Consider the following 14,080-nt stretch of genomic DNA (forward strand, 5'->3'; position numbering starts at 1 on the left):
GGGGGGCATCGACGGTAAGCGGACCTTCATCGGGTTCACGGCGATAGAGGAAGGCCGCAAGGGCTATCGCGGCAGGTTCCTGGACGTCCGGACCCTCACGTTCGCTCTCACCGGCAAGAGCATGTCTCTCGCGGACGCGTGCCAGGCGTTCGGCGTCCACGAGGGCAAGGGCGACCCTGGCGGCGGGCACGGCGTCATCACCCCCGCCTACGTCGATTACTGCCGACGTGACGTGCTGGCCACCGCCGGACTCATGGCGGCGACGCTCGCGGAATTCGAGCGACACCCCGTCAACCTAACGGCCCCGTACGCCTACTCACCCGCGTCCATCGCGAAGGCGTACCTGGACGCCATGGGGATCATTCCGCCCCTGGAACGCTGCCCCGACTTCCCGCCGCAGATCCTCGGGCACGCCATGTCGGCGTTCTTCGGCGGACGCTCCGAATGCCACATCCGCAACACCCCCGTGCCCATCTCGCTCGTGGACTTCACCAGCATGTACCCCACCGTTGACGCCCTGCTCGGACTCTGGCCCCACCTGACGTCATGCACCATCACCGCGACGGACGCCACCGCCGACGTAGCCGCCTGGCTCGACAGCCTCACCCTTGACGATCTGTTCCGGCCCGAGACCTGGCCCCAGCTCGTTGGCATCGCACAGATCAAGCCGTCCGGCGACATCCTTCCCGTCAAGGCCAGGTACGGCACCGACCGCTCATGGTCCAACGCGGTCAACCCCCTCTACAGCCCCGAACCGCTCTGGTTCACCCTCGCGGATCTCGCAGCGTCCAAGATCCTCACCGGCCACGTGCCGGAGATCCAGGCCGCGTTCCGCTTCGCCCCCGAAGGCACCGCCGACGGCCTCAAGCCCGTCAACCTCCGGGGTGTCCTTCCCGTGGACCCCGCTGACGGAGACTTCTTCCGCGAAGTCGTCCAGGAGCGCCAGCGACTCAAGACGGCGACGCGGGACCACGATGCCCCGTGCGGGTGCGCTGGCTGCCGGACGCACGCGTTCCTCAAGATCCTCGCCAACGCGGGAAGCTACGGCATCCATGTGGAGATGCACAGGGAACGGGCATCCGGCCGCAAGCTCACCCCCGTCCGGGTATACGGCGCTCCCACCGAATCGTGGACCACCCGCGTGGACCGCCCCGAGGCACCCGCCGAACGCTGCTTCCCGCCCCTGGCCGCGTGTATCACGGGCGCTGGCCGCCTGCTGCTCGCGATGCTGGAGAAGTGCGTCACCGACTCCGGCGGCGTGTGGGCGCTCGCGGATACCGACTCCATGGCGATCGTGGCCGACGAGCACGGAACCCTCATCCCGTGCCCCGGCGGCCCCCACCTCACCGACGACGGACGCCCCGCCGTCCGAGCCCTCACCTACAGCCAGGTAGAGCAGATCAGGCGACGCTTCGACACCCTCAACCCCTACGACCCGGACACCGTGCCCGAACTACTCAAGCACGAACTCTCCGCGTGGTGCCTGGCGATCTCCGCGAAGCGGTACGCCTGCTACCAACTCCGGCCCGACGGCACGCCCCGCGTGCTCGATCTCCCCGACGACGAGCCCGGCGGCATGGTCAAGCACAGTGAGCACGGACTCGGGCACCTCCTGAACCCCACCGACCCCGACAGCCCTGATCGGGACTGGATTCGCCAGCTCTGGGAATTGATCATCGCCGATGTCCACGGCGTCAAGGTCACCGAACCCGCATGTCTCGACCGACCCGCCCTGTCCCGCACCACGATCACGCGACCCGCCCAACTGCGAGCGTTCAACACCGACCCCGGCCCCTACCGCGATCAGATCAAGCCCTGGGGCTTCATGCTCACCGCTCATCTCTCGCTGAACGGACGCCCGGCCAGCGTCGCCCCTGACGCTCCCTTCCTCCTCGTCGCCCCCTACAACCCCGACCCGTCCACCTGGAACACCCTCGACTGGCGCAACCGCCACGCCCCCGACCAAGGCCCCTACAAGCTCACCACCGACCCCGACGCCTACGACGAGACCAACCGCCCGCCCGACACCGCCCGAGCCCGCACCTACCGCGAAGTCCTCAACGCCTACCGGCGACACCCCGAACGCAAGGCGGCGGCCCCCGACGGAACCCCCAGCACCCAGGACACCACGGGCCTACTCCGACGCCTCCCCGTCCGAGCCCCCTCCCTCCACCACCTCGGCAAGGAAACCAACGATCTCCACGAGGTACAGGCCGGACTGATCAGCGACCCCGACGAAGTACAGGCCGACTACACCGAGCCCGATGCCGCCTGGCGCTCCCTGGCCCTCCGCCTCCTGTCCCGCATCCCTGCCGACCAACTAGCCCAGTTGATCACCAACGATCCGACGATCAAGGCCACCGTCACCGACCGCACCATCTACCGCATCCGAGCAGGAGCCGAACCCCAGCCCGACCTACGCCACGCCCTCACCCTCACCGCCCTACGCCTGGCCCTCACCGACCTACCGGACATCCCCACCCGCACCCCCGAACATCCCTGGCCGTCCGTACTCGGCTACTGGCGAGACCACCACCCCGAACCCACCACCCCCGCCCGAACCTGCCCGTGCGGCTGCGAGACCCCCCTCACTGGCCGCCAGAGCTACGCCTCCGACACGTGCCGCAAGAGCGTCAGCCGCCGCAACAAGACCACCACCTAAGGAGCACCCGATGCGCAAGAACGCACCCCACAAGCCCAAGCAGGCCCGCCGACACAAGCCCTACGCCTGGGAACGCGGCAGAGTCCCCAGCGAGACCCCTCCCGGCGAACGCCTGAGAAAGTGCCTCGCCTGCAAGACCGAACGCAAGGCCCGACACCTCCGTCTCGGCTACTGCCCTTCCTGTTGGAATCCCGAAAACATCCCCCACAACACCTAGCCACGCCCCGGCCCTCCGGGGGTGCTCAGGGTTCGTGTCTGGCTCCTCTGTCCCGCACATCCCCCCACAGAACGCCGCATACTCCTAGAGTTCGGGGAGAAAGCCGGGAGATGCTGAGGAGCTAGGCGTGGGTGGTATGGGTGAGGCCGAGATCAAGCGGACGTTGGGAATCGACTCGTTTCGGAACGTGTCTAAGGACAAGATTCTCAAGTTTGCGGCGATGATGCCCGATCTCGATACCGAGGTCGCCATCAAGATCATCGAGCAGTTCCCGGTGTTCAAAGAGTTCGCCGCTGGAGCCCTGAACACCTTGGAGCGGACGCACTCCGCCACGCTCATCGCCAACATGCACAGCCAGGACGCCTTCCACGAAGACCTCCGGGAGACCCGGGAGATCTTCAAGGCGCAGCTGACCGACGATATGCCCTCCGAGGACAGGAGGGACATCAACGAGAAGCTCATAGAGCTGGCCCAAATGTCGTACAAGAAGGATTCTGAGAACAAGAAGTCCCTGTCGGAGAACCTCAAGACGGTAGGCGTCGTGGTCGGGGTCGTCGCCGGATCAGTCCTCGCTGCCCTCGGTGGCAAGGCCGTAATCGATAGCCTCTCCGACTCGGATAGCTGACCAACGCAGCGAGAGCCTGTTCCGAGTACGGAGGACCAGGATCTGACCAGTGACGACACGGAGCCCGCAAAGGGCCGTCGCGGTGGGCAGCCTCGGGCCTCCGCAACCACCAGCCCGTCGCCGTGAAGTCGCCTCCGGCCTCCGGGAGCGCAGGCCGTTAGCGGAGGCAACTCAAGCAATCACGATCACGTTCAGTGGTGTGTCCGCCTTCACTGACACTCGATCAAGGCTTATCCCTTATCCCCTTCACCCCCGAAACCCGCGCAGCGGCCCGTCCCACCGTGGCGTCCCGAGCCCCCTCCATGAGACACAGAGTCATGCAGACCGCTTCGAAGGAATGGATGACCCTCTTCCACCACGGCTCACCGCGCACCTACCTTCCCGGCCGCCCCTTGATGCGCCAAGGCGAGTCGGCCACCCATGTTCTCGCCGTCGTGTCAGGCCAGGTGAAGGTCCTCCAGACGCAGGAGGACGGATCAGAGCTGCTCCTCGCGGTACGCGGCCGCGGCGAACTGCTCGGCGAGTACTCGGTGCTCGGCGGCTCGACGCGTTCGGCGACCGTGACGGCGCTGACCCGCGTCGAGGCCAAGATGCTCACCGCCGACCGGTTCGTCGTGCTCCTCCAGCGCCACGGCCTCTCCTGGGACCTCCTCCGGCACGCCTACGGGCGGGTCCGCGAGGGCGAGGCGTGGCGCGCCGAGATGGCGACGCTACCCGCCGGCCGCCTGCTCGCCCGCGCGCTCCTGCGCCTGTCCCAGGCGACCCCCGGCGAAGTCCCCCTGGACCAGACCGACCTCGGCAGTGCGACCGGCCTGGCGCGCAGTACCGTCGCGGCGGAACTCGGCACGCTGCGTGACCTCGGCGTCGTCGTGACGCTGCGCCGGAGGGTCCGCATCCTCGACGGCGACGCCCTGGCCGCGCTGGCCGGGCTGAGCCAGCCGAACGTCTGATTTCAGACATTCCCCGACAGACCGTCGCCGGAAGGTGGAAGCCCCAATGAAAGGGCTCCACCATGCACCCGTACCGAGGTCTGTTCGCCGTCGACATCGAGGACTACAGCGGCAACTCCGACAACGAGCTGCCCGTTCTGCACCGCGCGATGCTCGCCGCCCTCGACACCGCGTTCTCCGGTGCCTCCCTGGCGGACGTATGGGAGGCGGGCCGCCCCCAGACGGCTGGGGACAGTGTCTTCCTACTCGTTCCGCACGAGGCGCTGCCGCCGCTCGTCCACCCTTTCCCGGATCTGCTGCAGGGCGCGCTGTCAGAACGGGCGCGCGCCCTGCGTGCGGACGGGCTCGGCCTGCGCCTGCGGATGGCGCTCCACGTGGGGGCGGTGGACGACACCGACCCGGTGACGGCGGGGATCTCCACCGCGACGAACGAAGTGCACCGGCTCCTGGACTGCGAGCCGGTCCGGGAGGCGCTGAAGGGAAGCCATCCCGACGTCACCCGGCTCGCGGTCTGCCTCTCGGCGCGGGTTTATGAGGACGTCGTCGTCTCGGGTGCGTCCGGACTGCATCCGAGCCGTCTGGAGCCCGTGCGCGCGCGGGTGAAGCGCTTCGATCAGACCGCCTATCTTTACGTTCCCGTCCCGTCCCGGCGGGAGCCGCCGTCTCCGGCCGCAGGACAGACGGCCGAACCCGATCCGGCCCCCTCCGGCCCGCTGCCGTCCGGCTTGCCTTCGTGGGGGCCGATCAGCGTGCAGGGCGACGGCGTGAACAACGCGGTAGGCAACTGGACGCAGGGCAGCTTCCACCAGGGGCGGTCGTGAGCACCGCGTCCGCTTTCGCCGGCCCGGTGGACGCGTCAGGCGACGACTCGTTCTTCGCCGTGGGCAACTGGACGGGAGGAGACTTCGTCCAGCAACAGATCAAGATCATGCGCGGGAACCCGAGCCTCACGGTGGGCGACGGGCACATCGCGGAGATCCTCTCCTTCCATGTGCCGTGCGCGAACCATGACACCGTGGTCAAGGTGCTCGCGGCGGAGGGCGCGGTCCTGCTTACCGGACCCGTTGGCGGCGGCCGGCGGACGACGGCGGTCGCCGCCCTGCGGGCCGTCGCGCCGGGTGTCCCGATCCGCGCGTTCTCGCCCGGCGCGGACGATCCGGAGGAGGTCTCGGCCAATGGGCGGCACGGGTATCTCGTCGCGGCTCCCGACCTGTCCTCGGAATCCGCCAGGACGGCCCTGCTCGACTGCCTGGAGCGGGCCGGGGCGGTGGGCGCGCACGTGGTCGTGCTCGGCCGCGCGCAGGACACGGCGCGGCTCGACGGGTGGCTCGTCCCCGTCGAGATAGATCCGCCGTCCGCGCTCGCCGTGTACCGCCGCCACCTGCGCGCAAGGAGGCTGCCCGACGGGTGGACGTCCTGGGAGGCCGCGGCGAGGCTGCTGGACGGGCTGCTTCCGGTGGACGGAGGCAGGCTCGCCGAGATCGTCGCGGGCGTCACGCGCAAGGGTGGCCCGCCCGAGGCGCTGCGCGAGGAGGCCGAGCGCTCGTTCGCGCGTTGGGGCAGCGAGCTGACCGCCTGGTTCTCCCACCATCCCGACCCGTGCGAACGGGCCCTGCTGGCCGCCTCAGCGGTTCTCACGCCCGTCCCGGCGGACGCGGTGTACGGACCGGCCCGCGCCCTCGCCGCCCGCTTCTCGGTGACGGTGAACGGCGACGGTCTGGTGTGGCCGCCCGTGTCGGCGCTGCGCGGCCTGCTCGCCGCCGACGAGGCGGCCGACGACGCCGACGGGATCGCCTTCGCCCGGCACGGGTACGCGGCCGCCGTCCTGCACCACCTCTGGACGGAGCAGCCTCCGGCGCGCGAGCCCCTCCTGTCCTGGTACGCGACGGTACCCGGCGACCCGCAGGTCCCGGAATCGCGGCGGGAGGACCTGGCGCGGGCGTTCACGGAGTTCGCCGCCGCGCACGGGGCCGCGGCCTTGATCACCGCGACGGCTCGTCGTTGGGCGAGCGCGGGAAGACCCCGGCTCGCCTTCGTCGCACTCGCCTACGCCTGCGTGGACAGGAACGCGGGGGCGACCGTACGTCGCGCGCTGTACGAGTGGGCTCGGGCGGCGCGTACCCCGCAGCCGCTCAAGTTGGTCGTGGCGGCGGTGTGCGAGGTACTCGGGCAGGTCTATCCGACGATGGCCCTCACCCGCCTGAAGCATCTGGCGACCCACGGCGACGACCAGGTCGCGCACGCCGTCGTGCGGGCGGCGGCCGGGATCGCCTCGGCCGGGCGGCCCGGCCTCGCGCTCGGCGCGGCTTTCGTGTGGTGCGCGCCCGGCGGCGGCGGGCTGTCAACGATCGGGCGGACGCGCCGGACGCGTGCGGGGGCGCTGCTCTTCCTGACGCTCACCGCGCCCGACGCCGCACCCGATCCCCTCGACGTGCTGGACCGGCGCGACCCGCGCGAGCCGGGTGCGGTGTGGCGGGCCGCGGTGCGGCTGGACGGCGGCCTGTGGCGGCCGGTGCTGCGGCACTGGCTCGACGCGGCGCTCGCCGATCCGGAACGGCGCGCCGCGGTGGTGGCCGCCTTGCACGAGGTGCCCTGGGATCCGCTGACCGGGGTGCGTGAGGTCGCCCATGAGGGCCATCCGACCGCCGCCGCGATCGTCGTTGGCGCGGTGCGGGCGTGGGCCGCCGAGCGCCCCCGTGACCGGGAGCGCAGACGGCTCAGGGAAGACGTCGTCGTGCCTCTCATCGAACCGTGGTGGACTCGTCTTCTTCTGGCCGCCTACGTCCGCGTCCGGAGGTTCGCCACGGGGTGAGGCTTCGGCAGGCGAAGGCATCGCCGCAGTTGGCGCGCTGCCGGGAGACGGCGAAGGGTGACGGCCGGGAGGGGCCGTCACCCTGGTGGGGTGGGGGTTAGGGGAGTTTGATGTCGCCGTTGGTGAGGGCTTCCTTGACTTCGGTCATCTTTGTCGCGGTTTCGGGGGTGGGGTCGCAGAGGATGATGTCGGTGGCGTTGGTGCCGGAGGCCATGCCGAAGGGGACCTGGGCGGCCTTGTAGGTGCCGTCCAGGACGGCGTTGACGGCGTGTTCGAGTTCGGCGCCGGTGTCGCTCTTGACGTAGCCGGCGTAGCCGGGCTCGGAGCCGCACTCCTTGACCAGGGGGCCTCCGATGACGGTGGCGTCTCCGTTGAGGGCGGCCTGGACGAGGCCCTGCTTGCCCAGGTTGAGCTGCTGGCCGAACGCCTGGGCGCCGCCGCCTACCATGGCCTGCCCTGCCTGGCGGGCCTTGGCGACGTCGTTGAAGTCGCCGACGTACTGCGGCTTGAGCACCTCGACGTCGGGGCGGACGTGCTTGGCGCCCTGCGCGAACGCCTCGGCCGTCTTGACGATCGCGGGCAGCTCCATGCCGCCGACGAACCCGACCTTGCCGTCCTTGCTGATGAGGGCGGCGTAGGCCCCGGCGAGGAAGCCGCCGTCGGCCTGGACCGGGTCGTAGTAGGCGAGGTTCGTGAGCGGGACGGCGTCGGACGGGCCGCCGATCTCGACGAACTTGACGTCGGGGAACGTCGGGGCGACCTGCCTGAGCACGGAGTCGGTCTGGCCGCCGAACGAGACGACGAGGTCGGCGCCGGTCGCGAGGCGGGTGAGGACCTGCTGGTAGTCGGCGGCGGCGACCTGCTCGACCTTGGTGAGCGCGACCTTGTCCGAGAGGTTCTTCTCGATCCGCTGGTAGCCCTCGTAGCCGGACTGCATGAAGCCGTCGTCGGACAGCGAGCCGGGGAACATGACGCCGACCTTGATCTTGTCGGCGCCGCCGTCCGCGTCGGAGCCGGAGTCGCCGCCGCAGGCGGTGGCGGTGAGTCCGACGGCGAGCAGGGCCGCCGCGGCGAGGGAGGTCTTGTGCATCGGGGGTCTCCTCTGGCCAGAGCCTTAGTGGTATACCGTTAAGTCAAGTGGGCGATCGTTTCGGCGTGGTTTCACCGACGTAATCAGCGTGAGACGACCACTCCGGCACGCAGAACGAGCCTGGACGACGGCCTGGACATCACGGCCTCAGCCACAGTGCGCGCCTCGACGATGACAAGGTCGGCGGCGACCCCGACGGCGGTCCCGTGCGCGGGCAGCCCGAGGGCGCGCGCTCCCCCGTGGGTCGCCGCCGTGAGCGCCAGCTCGATCTCCGGATCGGCGTACAGCTCGGCCCGCTCGGCGATCCGATGCGCGCGCGCGAGCATGTCCCCGTCTCCGTAGGGCGACCAGAGGTCCCGGATGCCGTCGTTGCCCGCCGCAAGGTTGGCGCCCGCCTCCGCCATCGCCAGGATCGGCAGGACAGGGTCGGAGTGCGCCGCGCACGTCACCACGCTGATCCCGGCCTCGGCCAGCCCGCTGACGAGCTCGGCCTGACGCGGCCCGGAGACGTCGCCGAGCGCGTAGCCGTGCCCGATCGTCACCCGCCCCGACATTCCGGTGGAAAGGGTCCGCTCGATGATCAGCTCGTACTCGTAGGCGCCGAGCGAACCCCTGTCGTGCAGGTGCAGGTCGACGGGGACGCCGTGCTCGGCCGCGAGGCCGAACACCACGTCGAGGTGGCGCACCGGGTCGCGTTCCAGCCCGGCCGGGTCGATCCCGCCGACGACCTGGGCCGCGCCCGTCCGCAGCGCCTCGGCCATCAGCTCGGCGGTGCCCGGGTTGGTGAGCATCCCGTACTGCGGGAACGCGACCTGCTCGACGGTGACGAGGTCGGCGACCCGGTCGGCCGCCGCCCGGACCGCATGGAACCCGTCGAGTCCGAACTCGGGGGAGATGTCGGTGTGCGTCCGGACGTGTGCCGTCCCGAGGGAGGCGACGTGCCGGAGCAGCGCCTCGATCCGGTCCGCGGACGGCACGGCGAACTCCGCGCGCCGCCGCCGGGTGTAGTCGATCTTGTCCTGAAGGTGCGGCCCCGCCGTGTTCGGCACCCAAGGCCCGCCCCACAGCGTCTTGTCCAGATGGCAGTGCGCGTCGACGAACGCGGGCAGGACCAGCCGCCCGCCTACGTCCAGCTCCGGAGCCCCGGAAGGCAAGTCGGCGCCCTCGGCTGCCACCAAGCCGTCGGAGAGCAGCAGATCCGTGAGCGCCGTACGGCCGGGCAGCAGGGCGCCGCGTAGTAGGAGGTCCATCGTCACTCCGCGAGGTCGATCTCGGTGCCGATCCCGCGCGCGCGGGCGGCGTCGATGAGCAGGCGGGCGGCGGCCAAGTCCTGGAGGCCGACGCCCAGCGAGTTGAACAGGGTGATCTGCTTGCGGTCGGTGCGGCCGGGACGCGCCCCGGTGAGCACCTCTCCCAGCTCGTCCTCGAAGTGGGACGGGCCGATCGCGCCTTCGGCGAGCGGGATGAGCACGTCTCCCGACTCGTGCAGGGCGGTCAACCGGCTGTCGACGACGACGCGCGCCCTGCGGATCCCCTCGGTGTCGATCTCCCGATGGTCGGCCCTGGGCGGTGCCCCTACCGCGTTGACGTGCAGGCCGGGACGGAACCATTTACCTTCCACGAGAGGTTCCTTGGACGGGGTGAGCGTGCACAGCACGTCGCAGGAGCGCACCACCTCCTCGGCCGTCGGCAGGGCCCGCGCGCCGTTCTTGGCGGCGAAAGCACGTGCCGTCGCCTCCGTCCGGCTCCAGACGATGACCTCGCTGAACGGCATGACCGAACGCAGCGCTTCGAGGTGCGCATGGGCGAGCGCCCCCGCACCGACGAAGCCGAGGACCCTGCTGCCGGGACGTGCCAGCGCTTGGGTCGCGACGGCGGAGGCGGCAGCCGTGCGGAACCGGGTGACGGCGCCGCCGTCCACGAGCGCCTCGCAGCCTCCGTCAGCGGCCGACACCGCCAGGATCGCCGACCTCTGCACGGGCAGCCCGCGCGCGCGGTTGGCGGGCACGTCGGCGAGCAGCTTGACGGTGGCGAGCCCGGCGGGCCGGGAGGCGGCGGCCATGACGAGGAACGCGGCGTCCGACCCCGGCAGCCGCAGGGCGGGCGGCGCGGGCAGCACCGCCTGGCCGCGCGCCAGGTCCTCGTGCGCGCGCCGGACCGCCGCGATGACCTCCGGGTACGCGATGAGCGCGAGCACGTCGGAGCGGGTGAGGATGAGGGTCATCAGGCGCGTGCCTCTCGGGCGAAGGGGCGGGTGAGCCCGGCGGGCGCCCTGCTGGCGCCGACCAGGCCGCTCACCGCGACGACGGCGAGCAGATAGGGGGACATGACAAGGACGGCCGTCGGGAGGTGGATGCCGAAGGCGGGCGCGGCGAACTGGAGGGCCTGGGCGAGGCCGAAGAACGCGCAGGCGGCGAGGGTCGGCCAGGCCCGCCAGCGTCCGGCGATGACCGCGGCGACCGCCAGATAGCCCGCCCCGGCCGTCAGATTGTCGGTGAAGGCGTGCACGTCGGCGAGGGCCAGGTGGGCCCCGGCGAGCGCCGACGTGACGCCCACGAGCAGCACGGCGCCGAACCGGACGGCGTTGACGGGCAGGCCCGACCGGTCGGCGGTCTCGGCGTCGGCGCCGATCGCGGTGACGGCGAGGCCGAAGCCGGTGCGGCGGCCGAACAGCACGGCGAGGAGGACGGTGAGCAGGACGCAGCCGTAGCCGAGCACGCTCTGGTCGAACAGCGCGGGCCCGATGACGGGAATGTCGGACAAGAGGGGAAGCGCCACCGGGTCAAAGCCGGGCACCGTCCGTCCCTCGGTGAAGTACAGGCGGGCGCCATAGGTCGTCGCGCCCAGGGCGAGCGCGTTGGCGGCGACCCCGGTCACGATCTGGTCGGCCCGCAGCGTCACGCTGAGCACCGCCTGGAGCGCCGCCGCCAGCAGCCCCGCGACGAGCGCGCACAGCAGGCCCGCCGAGGCGCTGCCCGTCGTGTGCGCGCCGACCGCGCCCGCGAACGCCCCGGTCAGCATGATCCCCTCGACGCTCATGTTGAGCACCCCGGCACGCTCGCTCACCAGCTCGCCCGCCGACGCGACGAGCAGCGGGATCGCGAGACGGACGCCGCCGTCGACGAGTTCGGCGAACGCGCTCATCGCGCCGCCCCCTTCCGGAAGATCACGGCGCCCGCGACGCAGATGATGAGCACGCTCTGCACGACCTGCACCGACGCGGCGGGCACCCCGGCCGCGAGCTGGAGGTTGATGCCGCCGGAGGCCAGGAGCCCGAAGGCGAGGGAGATCCCCGCGACGGCGGTAAGGCTGCCCCGGGCCAGCAGGCCGACGACGAGGCCGGTGAACCCGTACCCGGAGGTGAAGTGCTCCGCGAGCACGTAAGGCACCGTCGCGATGAGGGTCGCGCCCGCGACCCCGGCAAGGCCGCCCGCGACGGCGAGGGATCCCGCCTGGAGCCGTCCGACGGGCAGGCCGAGGCGGGCGGCGGCGGGCTCGGACATCCCGACGGCCGTAAGGCGCGTCCCGGTGGCGGTGTGCCGCAGGAGCAGCGCGGCGACGATGACGGAGACGGCCGCAAGCACGATCGCGATGGTCGCGGGTGATTCGGGCGGTCCAAGAAGCGGCAGCCGAGCGGCCTCGACAAGCGGCTCGGACTGAGGCAGCGTGTCCGCTGACGTGACCGGCTGGCGGAGGAGCGCCTCCTCGTGCACGGCGAGCAGGACAAGGCACAGGCCGACGAAGTTCAGCAGCAGCGTCGTGATGACCTCGTTGACGCCGCGCCGCACCCGCAGCCAGGCGGCGACACCCGCCCACAGGGCGCCGCCCGCGAACCCGGCGATAAGCAGAGCCGTCAGGGCGAGTACCGCCGGGGTACCCGCAGGCAGGGAGACGCCTACGGCCGTCGCAGCGATCCCGCCCAACGCCATCTGCCCTTCGCCGCCGACGTTCACCAGGCCCGCGCGGTGCGCGATGGTGAAGCCGGTCGCTATGAGCGCCAGGACGGCGGTCGTGTTGAGCGCGCTGCCGAACGCGTAGGGGGAGCCGAACATGCCGTCCCACAGCGCCCGCCCCGCGACGTCCGGGGCGGCCCCGCCTCCGGCCGCCAAGGCGAGCCCGACCAGGACGGCGACGAGTACCGCGCCGCCGTAGACCAGCAGATCCCTTCTCATGTCGCCGCTCCGAGCATCAGCTTTCCGATCTCGTCGCGCGCGCCGGGCGCGTCGGGGGCGACGGGGCCGAGGAGACGGCCCCGGTAGGCGACCATGACGCGGTCGCACAGGGTGAGCAGCTCCGCGAGTTCGCTGGAGACGACGAGGACGGCCGCCCCGCGCGCGGCGGCGTCGCGGACCCGGGTGAGGACGGCGTCCACGGCGCCGATGTCCAGGCCGCGGGTGGGTTGCGCGGCGATCAGGAGGCGCAACGGGTCCAGCGCGAGTTCCCTTGCGACGACCACCTTCTGCTGGTTGCCTCCGGACAGCGTGTGCAGGGGCGCGTCCGGCCCGGAGGCGCGGATGCCGTGCTCGGCGACGGCCCGCGCGGCACCGGCGCGCATCGCCTTACGGTCCAGGAGGCCGAACCTGCGGAACTCGCGAAGGCGGCCGAGGAAGAGGTTCTCCGCAACCGACATGCCCGTGACGCACCCCTCGTGGTGCCGGTCCTCAGGGATGACGCCGAGTCCCGCCGCCGTCCGCACGGCGGGGGCCGCCCGGGTGAGGTCGACCCCGTCGAGCTCGAACACCCCCTCGTCGGCGCTGAGCGCGCCGGAGAGGACCGCGACCAGCTCACTCTGCCCGTTGCCCTCGACCCCGGCCACCCCGACGATCTCGCCCGCTCTGAGCTCCAGGTCAACACCGTCCAGCACATCCGGGCCGTGATCGGAGCGCAGCCGGAGGCCGCGGAGCCGGGCGACGGGTTCGCCTGCGGTCTCGCGCGGTGTGCGGGGCGCGGGCGCCTCGGTCGCGTCGAGGCCCGCGGCGAGCAGCGGGTCGAGGTCGGCGAGTTCTCTGCCGACCATGAGCCTGACGAGTTCGTCGCGGCTGAATCCGGCGAGCGGGCCGCTCCCGGCGACCTTCCCGCCGCGCAGGACGGTGGCGGCGTCTCCGGCCCGCTCGACCTCGCCGAGCTTGTGCGTGACCAGGACGACGGCGCGGCCCGTCTCGGCGACGCGGCGGCAGGTCGCCAGCAGCGCGCGCACCTCGGCGGGGCCGAGCACCGCGGTCGGCTCGTCGAGGAGCAGCAGCCGGGGGTCGCGCAGCAGGCACTTGACGATCTCGACGCTCTGCCGCTCGCCCACGGGCAGGCCGGCGACGGGCGCCGCGAGATCGACGGCGAGGCCGTACTCCTCCTCGATCGCCTTGACGCGTCCGGTGAGGTCGGGCGGGCGCAGCCGGGCGCGCTCGGCCAGCAGCAGGTTCTCCCCGACCGTCAGTTCGGGCACGAGGCTGAAGTGCTGGTGCACCATCGCGACGCCGAGCCGTAGCGCCTCGGCGGGCCTACGCGGCCGGTAGGGCGCGCCGTACAGGCGCATCTCCCCCTCGTCGAGGGCGGCCGAGCCGAAGACGAGGTTGCACAGCGTCGACTTCCCGGCGCCGTTCTCGCCGAGCACGCAGTGCACCTCCCCCGCGCGGACGGTCAGGTCGACGGCGTCGAGGGCGCGGACCTCTCCGAACGTCTTTCCGACGCCGGTAAGCTCCAGAGCAGGCTCCACCTGGGCCTCCCTCC

11 protein-coding genes are annotated in these 14,080 nt (G+C 71.6%); 5 read left to right on the forward strand and 6 right to left on the reverse strand.

Annotated features, from left to right (window positions below; all coding sequences use genetic code 11):
• The first annotated feature begins 121 nt into the window (after positions 1 to 121).
• The 5 genes from LO762_RS12510 (at position 122) to LO762_RS12530 (ending at position 7,266) form a co-directional block, all read left to right on the forward strand.
• Entirely contained in the window at positions 122 to 2,662 is a 2,541-nt protein-coding gene (locus LO762_RS12510; RefSeq protein WP_230614777.1) for a hypothetical protein, read from the forward strand.
• A 353-nt stretch (positions 2,663 to 3,015) separates the two neighbouring features.
• On the forward strand, positions 3,016 to 3,504 hold the full coding sequence (locus LO762_RS12515; protein WP_230614778.1) for a hypothetical protein: 489 nt from the start codon (positions 3,016 to 3,018) through the stop codon (positions 3,502 to 3,504).
• Between the two features lie 317 nt (positions 3,505 to 3,821).
• Positions 3,822 to 4,454: a Crp/Fnr family transcriptional regulator gene (locus tag LO762_RS12520; RefSeq protein ID WP_230614779.1), complete on the forward strand. Its 633-nt coding sequence runs from the start codon at positions 3,822 to 3,824 to the stop codon at positions 4,452 to 4,454.
• 62 nt (positions 4,455 to 4,516) lie between these two features.
• Positions 4,517 to 5,275, forward strand: coding sequence for a hypothetical protein (locus LO762_RS12525; RefSeq protein WP_230614780.1), 759 nt, complete (start codon positions 4,517 to 4,519; stop codon positions 5,273 to 5,275).
• Positions 5,272 to 7,266 carry a hypothetical protein gene (locus tag LO762_RS12530; protein ID WP_230614781.1) on the forward strand — a complete coding sequence of 665 codons (1,995 nt, stop codon included), beginning with the start codon at positions 5,272 to 5,274 and terminating at the stop codon, positions 7,264 to 7,266. Before LO762_RS12525 ends, LO762_RS12530 begins: the two co-directional genes overlap by 4 nt.
• Before the next feature lie 97 nt (positions 7,267 to 7,363).
• Here LO762_RS12530 and LO762_RS12535 read toward each other — a convergent pair whose 3' ends face one another.
• The 6 genes from LO762_RS12535 to LO762_RS12560 all read right to left on the reverse strand — a co-directional run bounded on the left by LO762_RS12535 (position 7,364) and on the right by LO762_RS12560 (position 14,066).
• Positions 7,364 to 8,356, reverse strand: coding sequence for a BMP family protein (locus LO762_RS12535; RefSeq protein ID WP_230614782.1), 993 nt, complete (start codon positions 8,354 to 8,356; stop codon positions 7,364 to 7,366).
• 83 nt (positions 8,357 to 8,439) lie between these two features.
• Positions 8,440 to 9,606 carry an amidohydrolase gene (locus LO762_RS12540; RefSeq protein ID WP_230614783.1) on the reverse strand — a complete coding sequence of 389 codons (1,167 nt, stop codon included), beginning with the start codon at positions 9,604 to 9,606 and terminating at the stop codon, positions 8,440 to 8,442.
• A gap of 2 nt (positions 9,607 to 9,608) precedes the next feature.
• Positions 9,609 to 10,580: an ornithine cyclodeaminase family protein gene (locus tag LO762_RS12545; protein ID WP_230614784.1), complete on the reverse strand. Its 972-nt coding sequence runs from the start codon at positions 10,578 to 10,580 to the stop codon at positions 9,609 to 9,611.
• Positions 10,580 to 11,500: an ABC transporter permease gene (locus LO762_RS12550; protein WP_230614785.1), complete on the reverse strand. Its 921-nt coding sequence runs from the start codon at positions 11,498 to 11,500 to the stop codon at positions 10,580 to 10,582. The genes LO762_RS12545 and LO762_RS12550 overlap by 1 nt, the downstream gene beginning before the upstream one ends.
• Complete coding sequence (locus tag LO762_RS12555; protein WP_230614786.1) at positions 11,497 to 12,528, reverse strand: ABC transporter permease; 1,032 nt, start codon at positions 12,526 to 12,528, stop codon at positions 11,497 to 11,499. The genes LO762_RS12550 and LO762_RS12555 overlap by 4 nt, the downstream gene beginning before the upstream one ends.
• Positions 12,525 to 14,066, reverse strand: a complete 1,542-nt coding sequence (locus tag LO762_RS12560; RefSeq protein WP_230614787.1) for an ABC transporter ATP-binding protein — start codon at positions 14,064 to 14,066, stop codon at positions 12,525 to 12,527. The genes LO762_RS12555 and LO762_RS12560 overlap by 4 nt, the downstream gene beginning before the upstream one ends.
• Between the last annotated feature and the right edge of the window lie 14 nt (positions 14,067 to 14,080).

This window comes from Actinocorallia sp. API 0066, assembly GCF_020991275.1.
GTDB lineage: Bacteria > Actinomycetota > Actinomycetes > Streptosporangiales > Streptosporangiaceae > Actinocorallia.

Bases quoted from the DNA above. Each gene is read 5' to 3' on its own strand.
- LO762_RS12510 (WP_230614777.1), top strand. From the start codon at position 122: ATGTCTCTCGCGGACGCGTGCCAGGCGTTCGGCGTCCACGAGGGCAAG.
- LO762_RS12515 (WP_230614778.1), top strand. From the start codon at position 3,016: ATGGGTGAGGCCGAGATCAAGCGGACGTTGGGAATCGACTCGTTTCGG.
- LO762_RS12520 (WP_230614779.1), top strand. From the start codon at position 3,822: ATGCAGACCGCTTCGAAGGAATGGATGACCCTCTTCCACCACGGCTCA.
- LO762_RS12525 (WP_230614780.1), top strand. From the start codon at position 4,517: ATGCACCCGTACCGAGGTCTGTTCGCCGTCGACATCGAGGACTACAGC.
- LO762_RS12535 (WP_230614782.1), bottom strand. From the start codon at position 8,356: ATGCACAAGACCTCCCTCGCCGCGGCGGCCCTGCTCGCCGTCGGACTC.
- LO762_RS12540 (WP_230614783.1), bottom strand. From the start codon at position 9,606: ATGGACCTCCTACTACGCGGCGCCCTGCTGCCCGGCCGTACGGCGCTC.
- LO762_RS12545 (WP_230614784.1), bottom strand. From the start codon at position 10,580: ATGACCCTCATCCTCACCCGCTCCGACGTGCTCGCGCTCATCGCGTAC.
- LO762_RS12550 (WP_230614785.1), bottom strand. From the start codon at position 11,500: ATGAGCGCGTTCGCCGAACTCGTCGACGGCGGCGTCCGTCTCGCGATC.
- LO762_RS12555 (WP_230614786.1), bottom strand. From the start codon at position 12,528: ATGAGAAGGGATCTGCTGGTCTACGGCGGCGCGGTACTCGTCGCCGTC.